This is a genomic window from Legionella pneumophila subsp. fraseri, from assembly GCF_000586315.1.
Classification (GTDB): domain Bacteria; phylum Pseudomonadota; class Gammaproteobacteria; order Legionellales; family Legionellaceae; genus Legionella; species Legionella pneumophila_B.
This window is the reverse complement of the sequence record NZ_KK074229.1, coordinates 96065-114282: the sequence shown is the minus strand read 5'-3', so window position 1 is coordinate 114282 and position 18218 is coordinate 96065. Positions and strand designations below refer to the sequence as shown.

Sequence of the window (18218 nt, the reverse complement as noted above, 5' to 3'; positions counted from 1 at the left end):
ATGGCTGCTGGACTTTCAATGGCCACCATACCCGCTAATGCAGATACTCCAAATGATATGGAAAAATGCCAAGGTGTAGCCAAAGCTGGAAAAAATGATTGCGGTACAGCTCAACATGCCTGCGCTGGCCAATCCAAAACAGATGGTTCAACAACAGACTGGATTTATCTGCCCAAAGGTACTTGTGATAAGCTTGTTAACGGCACAGTTAAAAGCTAATTAGAATGTATTCAAATAATTCTATCAATCAAGCCGCGCCTTTTTCTGGATGCTCAGGCATTGGATTGCGGCTTGAGCATATCGACGATATTTTAAAAGAGCATCCCTCAGTCGATTATTTTGAAGTCCTGGCTGATAACTATATGAAACAATCAGGAATTCAATTTAAACAATTGCTCAAGATTGCAGAATTTTATCCAATGAGCTTACATAGTGTCGGCTTGTCTATTGCCACATCTTCTGAACCTGATTACCAATATTTGCAACAAATAAAAGATTTGGCTCATTGTTTAAATTCCAGACTAATATCTGACCATTTATGCTGGACCCATGCCAAACAATTTTTTACCCATGAGTTGATACCGTTTCCCTATACTGAAGAAATACTATCTTTCATTATTGAAAAAACAAACCGCGTTCAGGACTATCTAAACCAGCCAATAATGTATGAAAACGTATCAAGGTATGTCACTTATCAGCAAAACACATTAACTGAAGCGGAGTTTCTTAATGAGTTAAGCACAGCCACAGGCTGTGGCATCTTATTGGATGTGAATAATTTGTACGTGAATTGGTATAACCATGGTGATGACCCGGATACATATCTTCACTCGATTAATACCAAAAACGTATGGCAGATGCATCTTGGGGGATTTTCAAAACAAGAAGGATATTTGCTGGATAGCCATAGTGATAAAGTATATCAAGACGTTTGGCAGCTTTATGAAAAGGCTCAAAATCTCTTTGTAAACACGCCAACAGTTATCGAGTGGGATAATGACTTGCCTGATTTTTCACTTCTGTATGAGGACATGTGTAAAGCAAAAACGATAATAAAGCGTGTGGCAGAGAGGAGTATCAATCATTATGCATAATACTCTGCTTGAAACAATTCAAAACGAATGGATAGCACAATTCAGAGAGGAATCACTATCAAACCCCTTAAACAACAGGCTCGTTCTTTCTAATTTTGATGGCATTAGTGTCTACATGGAAAGCCACCATGCTACTTTATTCAATCATTTGAAATCAACTTTTCCTCTCTGTATGCGTTTGGTAGGAGATGCATTCTGGTATGCTTTATTGCATCGCTATATCAATCATTACGAATCTACTCAATACGACATCAATCAATACGGTGATAGCCTTCCTCAATTTATTGCGAATTTTGAACCAGCTAAAGAGCTGCCTTATTTACACGAGTTATGCTCTATTGAATGGCACTGGCACACATTAAAACTTGCCTCACCGGCCAAATCTTTTGATTTTGAATCTTTTGCGTGCATAGATGAGATGAGCTTTCAATCTTTATGTTTTCATCTGACTCCCAATTTAAAAATACTTGATTCTCAATACCCTATTTATCAAATTTGGGCTATGAACTATTTTCAGCAGGATAAGCAAATACAAATATCAGGTTCCCCTGAAAAAGTTGTTATTTATCAGCATAATGATTTACCTTGTATTATGCTAATTAGTAAGGAGGAATATCTTTTTCTGGAACATTTATCCTCTGGAAACCAGAGACCATGGCAAAAAGTGGTAACAGAATTAAGTAAATGGATTAACGAAGAAAAAATTGGTGACATTCTAACTAAGGCTCTTCGTTATCAATGGATTAATCATTTTTCACTGGAGGCTATATGAAAGCACTTATAGCAAAAACCTATCTGCTGGCTGATAAAATTTTTGATTTTTTTGCCCCAATTTTTATCCTTATAACCCGCCTTTATCTGGCACAAGTCTTTTTTCTATCTGGCTTAACCAAAATCAGTAATTGGCAGGCAACTCTTTCTTTATTCCAAAATGAATACATGGTTCCTGTCATGTCGCCTACTTTTGCCGCGTATCTGGGAACAGCTTGTGAACTGGGTTTTCCTGTACTGATTACCTTGGGAATTGGATCCAGACTTGTTTTATTTGGACTTTTTCTATTTAACTTATTTGCAGTTTTCTCTTATCAATTCTTGTGGACACCGGATGGTGCAGTTGGGCTTACCGATCACATGCAATGGGGAATCATGATTTTAATGCTTTTATGCACCGGCCCAGGAAAATTATCAATTGATTATTTAATCAGACGATTTTATTTGAAATTAGACAATTAATTGAATCTTTAAACTCTATAGTTCGAAGCATTAAACCTTCTTTGCCATCCTCTCCCTAAAGAATGAGAGAGGATGGAGTTTTTGTTATCTTGATTTGGTCAAACTCAAAATCCAGTATTAAAACAATAAAACTTAATAGGAATCCAAATTGTAATGCTGGAATGTTTACCAAAGTCGGCTTATTATATGTAGAAGCAAACCATCGAATTACCAGATCATGACATTCCAAATTTTACCCTCTTTGCTGTCAGCCGATATGACCCGTTTAGGAGAGGAAGTAGATGCCGTTATGAAAGCCGGCGCTGACTTTATTCATTTTGATGTCATGGATAACCATTATGTACCAAACCTGACCTTTGGCCCCGCTTTCTGTGACGCTTTAATCAAGAAATTTCCAAATTTGCCTATTGATGTACATTTGATGACAACCCCGGTTGATACGCTAATCGAAGCATTTGCCAAGGCAGGGGCAAAACGTATTAGTATTCATCCAGACGCTACCATTCATTTAGACAGGAGTTTGCAATTAATCAATAGCCTTGGATGTGAAGCTGGTTTAGTGTTTAATCCGGCTACGCCGATCGACATACTAACCTGGTGCGCCCATAATCTAAAATTTGTTTTGGTCATGACAGTGAACCCAGGATTTGGAGGTCAAAAACTTATCCCTGAGGTTATACCCAAGCTCTCCAAAATTCGGCAAAACCATCCAAATCTCGATCTTTGTGTGGATGGTGGAGTCACACCCCAAAATATTGCTTCATTAGCACATGCCGGAGCTAACCAATTTGTTGCAGGTTCTGCTATATTCAATAGCAGTAATTATAGTGAAACCATTAAACGTATGCGTGAACAATTAGCAAGCATTTAAAAGTGCCAAATAATTGCCCTCAAGCCTTATTAAGAGGAATTATGAAAAGATTATTAATTTTTTTATGTGGGCTTCTCTGTTCTTTCAACTTGTTTGCTTTATCTGGACAAGCCTACATGGACAGATTTAATCGCTATCTCGCATGGTATGAACACCTGCCCATTAACCCTTCACCAGAATTTTTGGAATTTGTAAAAGAAAGCACGCCGCTTGCTAATAAATTACGAGATAAATGGCTATATGAACTGGCCAGGATAAAGGATTGGGCAAATTATAATAAGTATTATCAACCCACAAACGACATAAACCTCAGATGCTTTGCGCAAATTGCCAAATTTAATTTAGGATTATACAAGGAGGCTATTGCAGGCTCTATTCCAATCTGGTTAACAGGAGAATCCAGACCACAAGCATGCAATACCCTATTTGCATTACTGTTAAAGCAGGATAACTTTGATCAAAAATTCATTACGCAACGTATAACACTGGCACTGGACAACCGTAATGTTCATCTGGCTCGTTACCTGTTAAAACAATATAAAACACCTCACGATACAGAAATAAAAAATTTAACCAGTGTTTACGAAAACCCTTCCAATATCTCCAAATTAAACCCTGGTAAATTAAACGATTACTTTTATCTTTATGGATTAAAAAGGTTAGTATCCATCAACATGGATAAAGCACTGAAATTATGGCAAGAGAAAAAAACCAAAATCATGCTAAATGAACGGCAAAAACAAGCTTTTCTTGCGCATTTGGCTTTATATAAGGCTATGAGGAATCATGCTGATGCACAAGAGTGGTTTGCCAAAATCAAACCTGAATACTACACCGATGTGTTAGTCGATTGGCAAATACGCTTTGCCCTGAAAAATAACAACTGGAAACAAGTTGAGAAATTAATTAACAATGCGCCAAATAAAGAGATGCCTTGTTGGCAATATTGGTTAGCCCGTTCCCTGGAAGAGCAAGGGAAAAAAGCAGAAGCGATTAAAATTTATGAGCCACTGGCTAAAAACAGACATTATTATGGTTTCCTAGCCAGCAAACGTTTGAAAAAAAGGCCCAGCTTTGATAATGAAAAACCCACTACCAACAAAGAGATTCTCAAACCCTATCAGCCTGTCATAGCGCAAGTTAAAAATCTTTACAACTCCAAACAACTTTTACAAGCATCAAGGTTATTGAATGATTTTATTAGTGAATTACCCAAAGAAGAAGCAAGCGCTCTGGTCTATTGGATAGCCACCGAACTAAAATGGCACGGAAAATCAGTTTACTTAAGCAATAATGACACCCTCAATAATCAATTGGCCTTGAGATTTCCATTAGCCTACAAAGACACAATAAAACTATATGCGTCAAAATACGCCATACCACCTGAGCTTGTTTATGCTATTATTCGTCAGGAAAGTGGTTTTAGAGAAGATGTGACATCCTCTGCTGGTGCTAAAGGTCTAATGCAAGTCATGCCGCAAACAGCCAGTGCTATTTCCAAAACCAGCAAAATACCGTATTCGGATCATAAGCAATTGTTTTTATCTCAAAAGAATATCAATATAGGGATTGCTTATTTACAGCACTTAACCAAGCGCTTCAGCAACCACCCGGTTCTTGTTGCTGCCGCTTACAACGCCGGTCCCAGACAAGTAGTCTATTGGCTTAAAAATCACCCGCCCAAAGAAATAGATATCTGGATTGAAACACTTCCCTGGCAAGAAACACGAAATTATCTAAAAAATGTAATGGCCTTTTATATTGTTTATCAGTACCGTTTAAACCAACAGCCTGATATGAATAGGTTTCTAACACCTTTGTAAGAGATATTTTCATGGTAGTAAACGTAAATCGTTCTATAGCCAGATCTACGTTTGCGAGCTACCTGTCTGACTTTTGCTAATTTAACCTAATGGGCGAGAGTTATATAAGAAGCTGTTGATATCCAGGGTCCGTTTGGGCTTGAGAGATGCATAAGCATCGTCTCGAAGCCTTGGCACGAAACATTAAATTCCATACAAGGCTTCGAGACGGCATCAATGCCTCCTCAGCCCGAACGATTCAAGATAATGACCTACCTTATCCATAGCTTATTACATTAATTTATTGATAAAATTCCTGATTTTAGAGCATGCGCGGATGTTTAGGGCTACTTTAAGCCTCAAAGTTTTCCCAACCTCCGCCAAGCGCTTTATATAGACTAATCAACGCAGTCAATGAAGAAACCTCCGAATTGACTTCTTGAGTCTCGGCATTCAGAAGAGCAGCCTCTGATTGCAGTAGTGATAAATAATCATCCTCACCGTATTGAAATCGTTTCTTGGCAAATTGCACAGCTCTCTTGTTAGCAATAATGGCAGCGCGCAAGCTATGGTTTGTATCGAGCGATTGGCTATAGCGGACAAGAGCACTTTGAGCCTCTTGCAATGCCTGGAGGATTATTTTTTTGTATTGGATTGCTGCTTGCTGAGCAACCGCCTTCTTACTCTCAACATTAGCTCTAATCTGGCCACCATGAAATATGGGTAAACTGACTTGAGGACCCATGAGCCAAAATCCACTGCTGGATTGAAATAACGTATCAACAGAAGTGCTCTGAAAAGCAAGATTGGAAACAGAAAGATTAAATTGCGGGAAAAAGTCAGCAACTGCCACACCAATTTCAGCTACGGCAGACGCCAATTGCCTCTCTGTTGCCCTTATGTCTGGACGCTGGCGCAGAATATCTGAACGTAATCCCATAGGTACTTTTTGCGGTGGTTTGGGTAAAGATTGAATTTTTGCAATATCTTTGAGAATTGTTTGCGGATCTTTACCCAGCATAACGGCAATTTGATAAGCATTTATCTGTATTTGGGTAATATAATTGGGTAAAACAGATTCTGTATTTTTTAACTGGCCTTCGGCCAAAGAAACATCGACTTCGCTGCTAACACCTGCTTTATAGCGTTGGCGGACAAGAGTCAACGTTTTTCTTTGCAATTCCACATTTTTTTGCGCAATACCATACAACTGTTGTGCGCCCCGCAATTCTATATAACTTCTAGCGATCTCGGCTATCGTAGATAGTAAAATGGTACGGCGTGATTCATAAGCCTCTTCCAGGCTTGCTTTGCTTGCTTCAACTTTTCTTCTTGTTTTACCAAATAAATCCAACTCCCATTGTGCATCAAAACCCAAATTATATATCCATTGATTTCTATCAATTAGAGTATATGTTGGAGAATTTGCAAAAATACCCTCCAACGTACCCTTACTGATTTGCAAGGAATTAGCACTTACCGAGCCATTTATCTGCGGGTAAAAATTGGCAATGGACATTTGTTTCATTGCACGGGCTTGACGAATACGAGCCTCCGCTATTTTGATATCAAGATTATTAGTGGCTGCTTCATTAATATATTGGTCAAGTAAAGGGTCGCGGAATGATTTCCACCAGGTTAAATTAATAGGAGCCTCACTGGAATTTTTTTTCTCCGTCTTGCTTGTTGGCCATTTTTCCTGAATTTTGATGTCGGGGCGTTGATAATTAGGGCCGACAGTACAGCCAAATAAAAAAGAAATACTGAATAGTAGCGCTAATTTTCTGTCCATACTGTTTCTTACTCCATACGCTGTTTAAAAAACCAGCCCGCAATAAATAATGTAACAGCCCCTACCAATAGAAGTGGCCACGTTGTGATAAAAACCTCTAAAGCCGACATACCTTTTAAAAAAATGCCAATTACTGCAATTAAGGTGAATTTTAATGGATTAAACCAGGTTAAATCCTGAAGCCACTCTGGCATGTTTTCAACCGGCGAAGCGTAACCGGAAAGCGTCACAACAGGCACCATGTAGATAAATACGCCCAAAATAGCTTGCTGCTGGGTTTTACACATAGAAGAAATGAATAAGCCAACACCCACCGTTGACATAATAAAAATAAATAAAACATAAATCATCAGTAATGAAGATCCATAAAAAGGAACATCAAATAGCCAAACCGCAGCAATCCACATCAAAAAACCTTCTGCCAGCCCAATAATAATGGCAGGAATAGTCTTGCCGATAAGAATTTCGTAGGGGGTAAGAGGTGACACTAATAATTGATCAAACGTTCCCAATTCTCTTTCTCTGGCTACCGATAAAGCGGTAACCACAAGAGAAATCAGCATGGATAATATGCAAATTAATGAAGGAACGGTAAACCAAAGATAAAGTAAATTTTCGTTAAACCAACTACGAGTCACCATCACCGGAAGGGTCATGATTGGACCACTCGTTTTTTGAATTTCCTGATCATAATTTTCAATAATACTGCTTATATAACCATTTACAATTTGCGTTGCGTTGGAACGTCGACCATCCAAAATTAACTGAATATTCGCTTGTGAATGCGATTCGATTTTACGAGAAAAATCTTGAGGGATGGTCATTACAACCATTGCCTCCTGGTTATCAATAATAGGTTTGATATCGGATTGTTTTTGAATAAAAAACACCTTTGAAAAAGTTGGTGAGCCTATAAAGCGTTGAATCACTTCATAACCATGCTTTCCAGAATCCTGATTCAAAATGCCTATAGAAATATTTTTGATTTCCATAGTCGCTGCAAAAGAAAAAATCAATAACTGGAGGAGAGGAGGAGCTATCAATACAATTCGCCCCTTGGGATCTTTAAATAAAGTCAATATTTCCTTAATGACAAGAGCAAAAATCCTTGTTGTTGGAGATAATTTTGCCATTAATCAAGCCTTTTTCTGGTTTTATGCGCGGTAATAAAGAAGAATGCAAACCCAATCAGTGCAATCGCAAAGAGGCAACGAACCAAAAGCGTCCAAATGTTACCTGTTAAAAACAAGGTTTGCAGACTTGTCACAAAATAACGTGCTGCAAACAAATGAGTGAGTAATTGTATCCATTTTGGCATCGAATTGATTTCAAAAATAAACCCGGAAAGAATAAATGAAGGCAAAAACGCAGACATCAAAGCCAATTGCGAAGCCACAAACTGATCTTTTGCAAGGGTGGAAATTAATAATCCCTGTCCCAAAGCAGCGACTAAAAAAACAGCGGAAACTAATGTCAATGCCAAAAGAGTGCCTTGGAAAGGCACCCCATAATACCATGTTGCAATAATGGTACATAAAAACATGGAGCCCATCCCTAACACAAAATAGGGGATTAATTTTCCCAAGATGATGTCAACAATAGAGATTGGCGTTGCCATCATCGCTTCCATCGTTCCTCTTTCCCACTCACGAGCTATAACCAATGAGGTGAGCAATGTTCCAATCAAAGTCATAACAATAACTATTGAGCCAGGAATAAGAAAATTCCTGCTTTTCAGCTCTTGGTTGTACCAATATCTCGGCTCCAGATTAATACCAGACTTAACCGTCAGTTGGCCATGTTCATAAGCCTGAGAGCTAATCCAGGTTTGCAAAGCGCCAAGCGCATAATTTTCTGCAAAACCGGCAACCTGCGGATAAGAGCCATCAACTATAGTTTGCAGAGTTGGCTTGGGATTTCCACTCAGGCTATTGGCAGTAAACCGTTGAGGGATATCAATAAAACCACGAATTGTCCCATTAACCAAGCCATAACGAAACTCTTGTCTGTTGGTTGAAATGGATACATCCAAAAATCGGGAACTGCTAAAAGATTGAGAGAGACTGACGGTCGAAGAATCATAACTCTCTAAAGCCAAGCCAAACTTGACTTGATCAGTGTCCAGGTTAACACCATAGCCGAAAATAAAAAGCAAAATTAAGGGCAATACAAAAGCAATTAATATAGTACTGGGATCACGGATAATTTGCAGAGTTTCCTTAATGACCAAAGCCTTTAGAAAGCGAATATTCAACCACTGTTCTCCCTGTGTTAATGTACTGGCTCTTGCAACTCATCCAATCGGATTAACTCGATAAAAGCGTCTTCTAAAGTAGGATTGGGTAATGTAGAGTTACGTACTTTATCCTTTAAATCATCTGGTGTTCCTGTAGCAATATTCTTCCCCCTGTAAATAAGGGCGATACGATCGCAATATTCCGCTTCATCCATAAAATGGGTGGTTACCATCACAGTCACACCTTTATTCACCATACCATTAATATGTGTCCAAAACTCGCGTCGGGTCAATGGATCAACCCCCGAAGTTGGCTCATCCAGAAATAACACATCAGGCTCATGCATTACGGCACAGGCCAGAGCAAGACGTTGTTTAAATCCTAATGGAAGATCACCTGAATTTTGCTTTAAGTGTTTTTTAAGATCAAAAATTTCAATCATGCTGTTAATCTGTGCTTCCTGCCTTTTTCCGGATAACCCGTATAAGCCAGAAAAAAAACGCATGTTCTGCAACGCATCGAGATGGCTGTATAGTGAAAATTTCTGAGCCATATACCCAATACGGCTTCTTGCTTCTGAGGATGAGGTTTTCAAATCAAGCCCCATGACAAATGCTTGACCTTCAGTCGGTTGCAATAAACCACACATCATTTTAAATGTGGTTGATTTACCAGCTCCGTTAGGGCCTAATAAACCAAAGATTTCACCACGTTTGATTGTAAATTCATTATTCGAAACGGCAGTAAAACTGCCAAAACGTTTGGTTAACTTGCGAGCCTCGATGATAGGCTTGTCACTATGAGGTTTTTCAGTAATATGTTCGGCTAACAAAGAGCGGCCGCTTATTTTAGTTTTCAGACTATCAATAAAAGCGTCTTCAAAACGCGGTTCAACATCTTGAAAGGTAACTCCAGGTTCCCGAGTTATGCCATTTAAACTTGGCTTTATTTTTTTATCACTAATGACAATACGAATATTCTTACCTTGGATGACACCATCAATGACTTCAGGGGTATTAAGAGCATTCATTAGAGCCTGGCGACGATTTAACAGGGAAACACCGCAAATTTGAAAAGTCCGGTCTTTGGTTTTTTGCAAAAAATCCCCCGGTTTTCCATGGTATATAGGCTTTCCAGCATTAAGTAAAAGAATTTGATCACACTTTTCAGCCTCATCAAGATAAGCAGTTGACCAAACAACGCCCATACCCTTTCCAAGTAGTCCCTGGACCATAGTCCACAACTCCCTTCTGGAGATTGGGTCAACGCCAACACTCGGCTCATCAAGTAATAATAGCTTAGGCTCACCCATTAAGGCACAAGCCAGTCCTAACTTTTGCTTCATTCCTCCTGAGAGATTACCAGCCAAACGTTTCTGAAAAGGCTCCAGTGCTGTAAATTTAAGTAATGTTCTAAATTGCTCTTCACGTTTCTCACCATGAAGATTCCTAAGTTCAGCATAAAGCCTCAAATTTTCTATAATGGTCAAATCTTCGTACAAGCCAAATTTTTGCGGCATATAGCCGGTAATTGCATGAATTTTTTCCGAGTCGGTCCGGGTATTGAGACTATCTACTGTAATTGTTCCTTCCGTAGGCATCATCAGGCTGCATATAAGACGCATAAGAGTTGATTTTCCCGCCCCATCCGGTCCAACTAAACCCGTGATTTGCCCTTCAAAAATTGTTGCAGAAACATTATCTAACGCAGGATCAATGTTTCCAGGAAAACATTTACTGACCCCATTAATACTGACAAGTGGCTTTGAACTATTCATTACTATGAATTCGCTTTTAAATGGATTTTCACAGTAACAGGCATTCCTTGTCTTAATCCGTTATCAGGTTGATCAATAACTACTCTTATACGATAGACAAGATCCGTTCGCAATTGAGTTGTTTCAACAATTTTGGGTGTGAATTCTGCCTGTGGGGAAATAAAACCAATATGCCCCTTATAGGGTTTTTCCGGATTGGAATCCGTGTAAACCAAAGCCTCCTGTCCCGGATAAATTTTACCCAAAAAAGGTTCATCAATGTAAGTCCTTACCCATACCGGATTATCAATAGCCAATGTATAAACTGGCTCCGCAATATTAACAATAGCTCCTGGTTCCTGAATTCTGGTCAGTATCGTCCCATGAGTAGGAGCATGAATTTCCGTATCGTTCAGTGATATTTGAGCTTTCTCAAGATTCGCTTTAGCCACAGAAACTTCCGCACTACTCGAATCTTTCATCGCAACGGCATCATCGAAAAGAGCTTTTGAAACAGCCCCGTTGTCTACCAGTTGTTCACGTCTTTTATAAGTTCTGCTTGCATTTTTTTGATTGGCAATGGCTTGTTCCAATTGGGCTTTCGCCATTTCCAGATTGGCTATAAAAGTATCTTTATCAAGCTTTGCGAGTACTTGACCCTTCTTAACATGAGCACCTTCATCAACAGCCATAGACAGAATACGTCCTGAGACACGAAAGGATAATGAGACATCACGTATATCGACGTTTCCGTAAAGGGTAAGCCAGTTTTGATTTTCTTCTTGTTTGGCAAAGCCGTACGCGAACCAAATTGCTGTGATGAAAAAAAGTGCGATGACGATGCTTATTGCTATCGCTTTTTTACTCATATAGTTCTCCATGAATTACTTAGCGTACCAACCCTTTGTCCGCATTATATTTTCTTCAGGACTTACGCAAAACCCTAATCTCTTTGTTAAAAACATTTTTTGCCTCGACCTTGAGGTTTTTCTTAAATCCTGTTCTTAAGAAAGTACAAATAAAGCCTCATAATGCCATAATTTATCATTTTAAAATAGTTTTAAATCGGGGGCATGAAGCGAGTTAATACTGATTAATAACCTGAGCTACGACTGTGAGGGAGTGGATCAAAATTTACACAGACACTCTATTCCTAATAGATGTACCTTGGATAAACACGAAATCGCAGTCACTGCTCACGTCCATGTCGAGCATAGCCAGATCCCGCGCTGCTAACGGGATGACGTAGTGGAGTTACTAATTGCATTGCATAATTCTGGATCTTACCTATTAAACCAAATTACCATCCTTAACATTCAGCAAGATTATTTTCTTGTCTGTATTGCTTGTTAAAGAAACCCGGATGTAATGATCCTTCATCAGTTTCTTGGCAATATCCAATGCATCCGTTTTTGATTTTCCTTTCTCCAAACGCAGCCAGGTATATAATGTTAGGAACGAACCATCGCTGTGATTCTCGTAAAAAGCATTATGTGAAATAATACCACTCTTATCAGTTAAGTAACTGGGCTCCAGATACTCATAGCCTGTTGTCATAACAAAGAGATTCTTATCAGTCCTTTCCGCTTCAGGAGGTATATCCGCAGCTTTGAAAGTCCATATATTCTTTACTTCCTCGTAGGAGATAAGTTGTAGCCAAGTATCGTCAATTGAGGGAAAGAGATTATAAATAGAAATACCACTTATTGATTGTAGTAAGGCAGGAAAATCTCTGGTGAGCCACTTCACAAGTTCCACTTCTTTTTCTAACTGATCAATAGACGGAGGAACACGATAAATGTTAAAGCCATATCCCCAAAATGCCCATAAATACCCATTAGCCTCTTTGTAGGTTTCTTTTTGTGCTGCAGTCAGACTGGATTCTTTAGCAGGTATCCCTTCTCCACCATCCGCAGTGGAAGAGGATAGCCATCCTCGATTCACAAACTCTATGCCAATACTGGTCGTGTTCATCCCCGAGCCATGATTTTCAAACTCGACCAAGTCATTAAATTGTAGAATGGTTGCATCTCTTTTAACTGACATATGCGAGGTTTCATTATTGGAATCATCAAAACCATCGCCGCTTTCAGCCGCTGTTTCGTGAAGCACGAGGTGTTTAATACCAAACGGATCTCTGTAAGCATTTTTACGCTTGTTGTGTATCACGGAACTGTCTGTTTTCCAATCTTTGTAATTGGTAATCCCTGAAATACCAGTATTGAACTCAACCATATTAATTACCAAAGTTTCTGAACTGGCAGGATTGTATTCATTTAAACTTTTAACAATATCAGCAGGAGTTGGCGCTCCTTCTGTTGCCTCGATTTTCTCCAGGAAATGAACCACTTGGGTTGTTGGTAAAAGATCACTGTCCGTAATAAGCTCCTTAAATGCATTGGCAAATTCATCGAAAGATTGAACAAGCTTTCTGCCTTGCAGGGGATCAATAACTTCCAGGGATTTTAAGTCACTACTAATACCAGTAATAATCAACGCATGCGCTGAAAAACCTTTGCTTTGATCAGTATCTGTTGTGACCCATAACGGCCCATACTCAACTAACCAATCACGGTAATTTTGTGCAGTATAATTGGCTACGGGCTCCCCTTTCATGCCTAAAGAAGTAATAAAATTCTGTTTTTCTGTATACGGCAAGCCAACCTTTTGCTTGTAATAATTAAGGTATTGAGTTCCTGCTTTCGTTAAAACCTCCTCAATTGTATAATTCTTGCTGTCTTTCCATCGCAACATCATGGTAGCCACTGTTGCCCAACAGGCATTGCTGTTTTCTTGTTTCATAGGAGTAATGCCGCCTTTACCTATTTTGGTTTCAATAGCTGGAGGCGTAGTACCCCCGTCAAATTTTGTATTGACTTTGGTTCCATCCGGTTTTGTTACAGACATCTCACCACTCTTGCTGCTGTTCACTTTATCCAGATTTTTATTAATACCTTCCTGCAACTTGTCAGCATTGGCATCTTTCGGTGGTTGCGTTGTATTAGCCCCGGCACCAAGATAAGCATTTAACGCCTTTTCTGTGAGCTCCATTTTTTGTTTTGGATCCAGATTGGGATTGTTATTAATCGCTTTAATCGCATTGTCTAATCGTTTATCCATCATTTTTTGAATTTCCAATTTCGCCGCCTCTTGCCCAAATGTTTTGGTCGCATCAAAGGAGGCTTTCAAAGCGTCCAACGCATTGGTTTGATTTTGAGCAAGTCCTGTAATATCCCTGAATGAATCCCCTTTCCCTAATAAAGACAGTGTTCCTGCCAAACCAGTGGGATCAGGCGCATTTGGTGCATTTTGAATATTAACCATTGGATTGGGAAAAGCAGCAGGTTGCAAATTACCAGGTTCCGCTCTTCGACTCTCGGTACTGATTGGATTGATTGTTGTTGGAGTGTCAGGTATAGGAGATTCTTCCCAACGCCAGAAGCGACTTTCATCTTTTTCTTCACAAGAATTACAACGCCCCATCATCGCCTCAGCATAGACACCTTTCGTTGGGATTGAAACATTGACAGGATCACCAGCAGCCACCATATAGTAATCGGTCAGAGAATCTGAAGCACCAAAATTAGGATCCAGATTTAATCCTTTTGCCACAGGAAAAACCAGGCTATTACCTACAATACCAATTAGCTCATTTTCCACCAGCGATGCCAGGCTTCTGCCTAACCCTTTATTACCGGGCAATACGATACCATCAAGAAGTAAAAATCTTCTTTCGGCAGGCATCAGTTGCCAGATCGCTTTGTGATACCATTCCAAATTATCGTTTAAATGGTCAATCAGCGAATTCACCAGAGCAATATCTTCTTTTCTTGGATCACGTAGCTCATCAAGTGAAGGACCAGCATAAAGCGTTACACCATCGCTAGGAGATAAATCGTCATAAATACTTTGGAAACGACATAAAAAGCCTTCATAATGAGGCGTCTTGTATCTTATAAATCCTGAAGTAACGATAATTGATGAATAATCGGGTAACACATTGGTCGTACCACAACGAATTTTAATATAATGCACTTTGTCTCTGCTAAATTGGGAAGGTCCCATAAACCGCACAGAAACATTTAAAACACCTTCTTTTCTATATTTTGAAGTCAGAGTCGTATCAAAAGAGATTGAAGAAATTTCATTACCCGTCTCATCCGCAACATGGAAAGTGAGCGCACCAACAAATGCCGTTGCAATTTTCTCTCCAAGCAATCGATGAAATACTTCATCCTTGTTTTTTGCATCTCTTAAATGATGATCATAAAATCCTTTAGGAGTATCCGAGCCCAGAAAAGGAATTAAACTTTGCCAGTTTGCTTCGTTGATATCCTCGACTGTTTTTTTCTGATATCCGATAATCATATTCTGGCCACCATAGATAGGCTTTGAATAATCATCCACTTCAACCATCTTATCGTCGGGCCTGCGGATAATAAATTTAATCTGGAAGTTGCCTGATGCATTAAGAATTTTCTCGGAAGCGAAAGTCCCCCCTGGAAAATTACTGCCGATCCATTTATTTTTAATTCTTTCTGCAGCGTCAAACCCTTTTGATAGATTGGGATTCAATAAAGCAAATTGAATACTTTCTCGCCAACGCAATAATTTATTTAACTCAAATTGGCTCATAAGCAGTGGAACAAACAAGCATTCGCGCGCTTCTGCAAAACGCTGGCGCACTTTAAAATGACGTAATACCTCATAGTACTGAATCGTAATGGCATGGCAATGATTATAGTTAGCCACTGTTTCAGACGAGACTTCAAAACGCTCTCCTTGAGAAACCGCTTGAATCACTGAAGAACGCTGGCTACGAACAGCATTAGCCGATTGAACAATGCGATCTCTGATTTTTTGCAAGTCACTTGCCGAAGTTTGCCTTAGACTATTTTGAGAGGCGGTCGAGCCAGAATGGCCAACCCCACCTGAAACCCCAAAAAGCAAACCACCCACTACCCCTCCAATACCAGCACTGGCACTCGCCGTAGTTGCGCTCGATTTACCTTTTATGTTTTCTTCAATCACTCCTTTCGTGATTTCAAAGATATCTCTATCGCGGCTAAGTGAATTGTATAAACTTTCTTCATATTCTAAAGATTGTATATTGGTGGCTGACTCTCTTCGTTCCCAATCAAATACAACAATCTGTTTTTTTTGGCCTGGAGCCAATGGTAAGCTGTAAAGGAGATCTCCAAGAGAATAACCATCGGCAATCCATTCTGACTTATAATGAAGTAAATGCCCATGGGCAACCGATACGGCCTGATATAGTGTGGGCTCTAAATCCCAATCCACAGAATTCTCAGAATTCAATACGACTCTTCCCAGAGGTTTTGTTTCTCCCAAAGTCATTTTTTGCTTAAAGCGATAACTTTCATTCATTTCAATGAGACTGACAATGTTATCTTTGGTGATATTGGCTTCTCTTTGTAAAAAGTTATTTAACACACTGCGATTAATTTTAATTTGTTTTAAAGTTTCAGCCAGTTCATTGTCTTGAGGCGGATTAGGTGCAGGATTTGCCCGGCCGTGAGTTCTTGTTGTTATTTCTGTATTGATGCTTCTTTCTGTGACTTCTGGCAGGTTTACTCTTGCGCGATTTGCAAGATGGCTAAATGCGGGTAATTGAAAAATAGGATCGATAATCTCCCAAATACGGATAGGATGTTGGGTTAATACTTCATCCAAAGTAATTTCATCTTCTTCTTTTAAAACATACCCCAATATTTCGGGCTCTGTAGTGCGCACCACACTATAAAAGGAATATTCCTCCAAAATCCTTTTACTCCCATGAACATCCAGTACCTCACAGCCACATTCCTTCTCGACAACCGCTTCTTCCGCTTCGATTAATTCTGCGACTAAAATGACATTGCGAGGAAATACCTTATGCGAAATGTCACCATCAATCCTGATTTCATCAAGGCGGATAGGGATTGGGTTGTCACGAAGTGGCAATCCCACACGGGCATAGGCATCAATAAAACTACCTTGCGGATACTCAATAAAAAAATAACCCTCAGCTTCTGTTCTTACGCTTGCGATAGGTTGTAAACCTCCATCATTAGCACGTGTTGCTTCAAAAATGATTTGAACATCTTCCAGTTTTTTCTTGCCCTTTTTATCAAGCAAGCGCCCATAAACAAACAATGGTCTGGGAGAAACAATTTGATCATCAGGCTCTGATAACACCAGCGGGCTATAATCAAATTCCAAAGTAATGGGTACTTCGTCTCTTAATTGAGTAGCGGATGTTGAGGTTTGAGCCAGAATATTGTTGCTTTGTAATGCAACAGCAAAGAAAACATCTTTATTTCGCGCAAGATTATTCCCAAAGCTGATATCAATCTTGCCTGAAGCAGGAGCAATATAAGCGTCACTTTGGGGAAGCAATTCCTCATTCTGAGATTTCACAAAATAAGAAACTTGCAAAGCAATATCATTTTCTGGGATATTACCACCTAGATTTTTGAGTTGGACTGGAATTTTCATAGCTTTTTCGGCAAACCGGGTAATGAGCCAGGCATACCGCTCCTTGCATTTTGGTGAGTTAGCCCCTTGAATTTCCTTTCACAGTGCATCACTCTGTTTCTTCCTTGATAATTTCAATTATAGACGAAGAAAATTATTTTTTTAAATGCGTCCTGTAAAAATATAAAGTGTTAGATTGCGAAATTTAATGAGATGCTTAATAATGATTAAATCATTGATTAAAGGAGTGGATATGTCACGCAAATTAGCCAATACACGAATCCTTGGTTATGGATTAATGATTTGCTTTCTTGCGGGCTGCTTTCATCCTCCTTATAACAATTTTCAACCCGATCGACGCGCTGTTAAAAGAGTGGGAGTAGACACCGGGATTGGCGCAGTAGCTGGAGTAATCGCCAGTGGCACTGCTTCAGGAACGCTTATTGGAGCAGCTGCTGGCGGTACGGTAGGTCTCGTTGCAAGTATCTACAGAGACAGCAAACGCAAAATTATCAGAGACCTGCAAAAACAGGATATTCAGTATGTTGAATATGGAGATACCAGAACGTTAATTATTCCTACAGACAAATATTTCATGTTTAGCAGCCCCCGTCTTAATGAAATATGCTATCCTGGCTTAAACAATATCATCAGACTGTTAAATTTTTATCCTCAAAGCACAATTTATGTTGCGGGATTTACTGATAATGTTGGATCACGCAGTCATAAGAGAAAGCTTTCTCAAGCGCAAGCTGAAACAATGATGACTTTTCTCTGGGCTAATGGTATTGCAGCTAAAAGACTAAAAGCAGAGGGTTATGGAGATAAAAATGCGATTTCTGACAATGCTATTATTCATGGCAGCGCTCAGAACAGAAGAATCGAGATCCAGTGGTTTACAAGCCCTGCTCAACCCGCGCAACAACAAGTGGCTTATGTAAAATAAAGGTTTATTA

Annotated in this window: 13 protein-coding genes; 7 read left to right on the top strand and 6 right to left on the bottom strand. The window is 39.4% G+C overall.

The annotated features are described in order from the left end of the window. The 6 genes from CC34_RS0115965 to CC34_RS0115935 form a co-directional block, all read left to right on the top strand. A partial coding sequence (locus tag CC34_RS0115965; protein ID WP_028379733.1) for a BufA1 family periplasmic bufferin-type metallophore occupies positions 1-219 on the top strand: 219 nt, incomplete at its 5' end. A 5-nt stretch (positions 220-224) separates the two neighbouring features. Then, on the top strand, positions 225-1094 hold the full coding sequence (gene bufB / locus CC34_RS0115960) for an MNIO family bufferin maturase (protein ID WP_028379732.1): 870 nt from the start codon (positions 225-227) through the stop codon (positions 1092-1094). Then, entirely contained in the window at positions 1087-1866 is a 780-nt protein-coding gene (locus CC34_RS0115955) for an HvfC/BufC family peptide modification chaperone (protein ID WP_028379731.1), read from the top strand. The genes bufB and CC34_RS0115955 overlap by 8 nt, the downstream gene beginning before the upstream one ends. Further along, positions 1863-2327 carry a DoxX family protein gene (locus tag CC34_RS0115950; protein WP_027228638.1) on the top strand — a complete coding sequence of 155 codons (465 nt, stop codon included), beginning with the start codon at positions 1863-1865 and terminating at the stop codon, positions 2325-2327. The genes CC34_RS0115955 and CC34_RS0115950 overlap by 4 nt, the downstream gene beginning before the upstream one ends. Positions 2328-2544: 217 nt before the next feature. Then, positions 2545-3198: a ribulose-phosphate 3-epimerase gene (gene rpe / locus CC34_RS0115940; protein ID WP_028379730.1), complete on the top strand. Its 654-nt coding sequence runs from the start codon at positions 2545-2547 to the stop codon at positions 3196-3198. A gap of 41 nt (positions 3199-3239) precedes the next feature. Then, the gene (locus tag CC34_RS0115935; protein WP_028379729.1) at positions 3240-5021 is read left to right on the top strand and encodes a transglycosylase SLT domain-containing protein; all 1782 of its coding nucleotides are present in this window, start codon (positions 3240-3242) and stop codon (positions 5019-5021) included. A gap of 331 nt (positions 5022-5352) precedes the next feature. Here CC34_RS0115935 and CC34_RS0115930 read toward each other — a convergent pair whose 3' ends face one another. From CC34_RS0115930 to CC34_RS0115905, 6 genes are all read right to left on the bottom strand, one after another. Beyond that, entirely contained in the window at positions 5353-6792 is a 1440-nt protein-coding gene (locus tag CC34_RS0115930; protein WP_028379728.1) for an efflux transporter outer membrane subunit, read from the bottom strand. Positions 6793-6800: 8 nt separating this feature from the next. Further along, complete coding sequence (locus CC34_RS0115925; RefSeq protein WP_027228642.1) at positions 6801-7925, bottom strand: ABC transporter permease; 1125 nt, start codon at positions 7923-7925, stop codon at positions 6801-6803. Beyond that, positions 7925-9046 carry an ABC transporter permease gene (locus tag CC34_RS0115920; protein ID WP_028379727.1) on the bottom strand — a complete coding sequence of 374 codons (1122 nt, stop codon included), beginning with the start codon at positions 9044-9046 and terminating at the stop codon, positions 7925-7927. Before CC34_RS0115920 ends, CC34_RS0115925 begins: the two co-directional genes overlap by 1 nt. Before the next feature lie 17 nt (positions 9047-9063). Continuing rightward, positions 9064-10806, bottom strand: coding sequence for an ATP-binding cassette domain-containing protein (locus CC34_RS0115915; RefSeq protein ID WP_028378197.1), 1743 nt, complete (start codon positions 10804-10806; stop codon positions 9064-9066). A gap of 2 nt (positions 10807-10808) precedes the next feature. Next, positions 10809-11654 (bottom strand): efflux RND transporter periplasmic adaptor subunit, encoded by an 846-nt coding sequence (locus CC34_RS0115910; RefSeq protein WP_028378196.1) that lies wholly within the window; start codon positions 11652-11654, stop codon positions 10809-10811. Between the two features lie 421 nt (positions 11655-12075). Continuing rightward, positions 12076-17283 (bottom strand): papain-like cysteine protease family protein, encoded by a 5208-nt coding sequence (locus CC34_RS0115905; RefSeq protein ID WP_028378195.1) that lies wholly within the window; start codon positions 17281-17283, stop codon positions 12076-12078. A 232-nt stretch (positions 17284-17515) separates the two neighbouring features. On the opposite strand from CC34_RS0115905, the gene cmpA reads away from it, so the two are divergent. Beyond that, positions 17516-18208, top strand: coding sequence for a C-OmpA-like family protein CmpA (gene cmpA / locus CC34_RS0115900; RefSeq protein ID WP_028378194.1), 693 nt, complete (start codon positions 17516-17518; stop codon positions 18206-18208). Positions 18209-18218 lie beyond the last annotated feature (10 nt).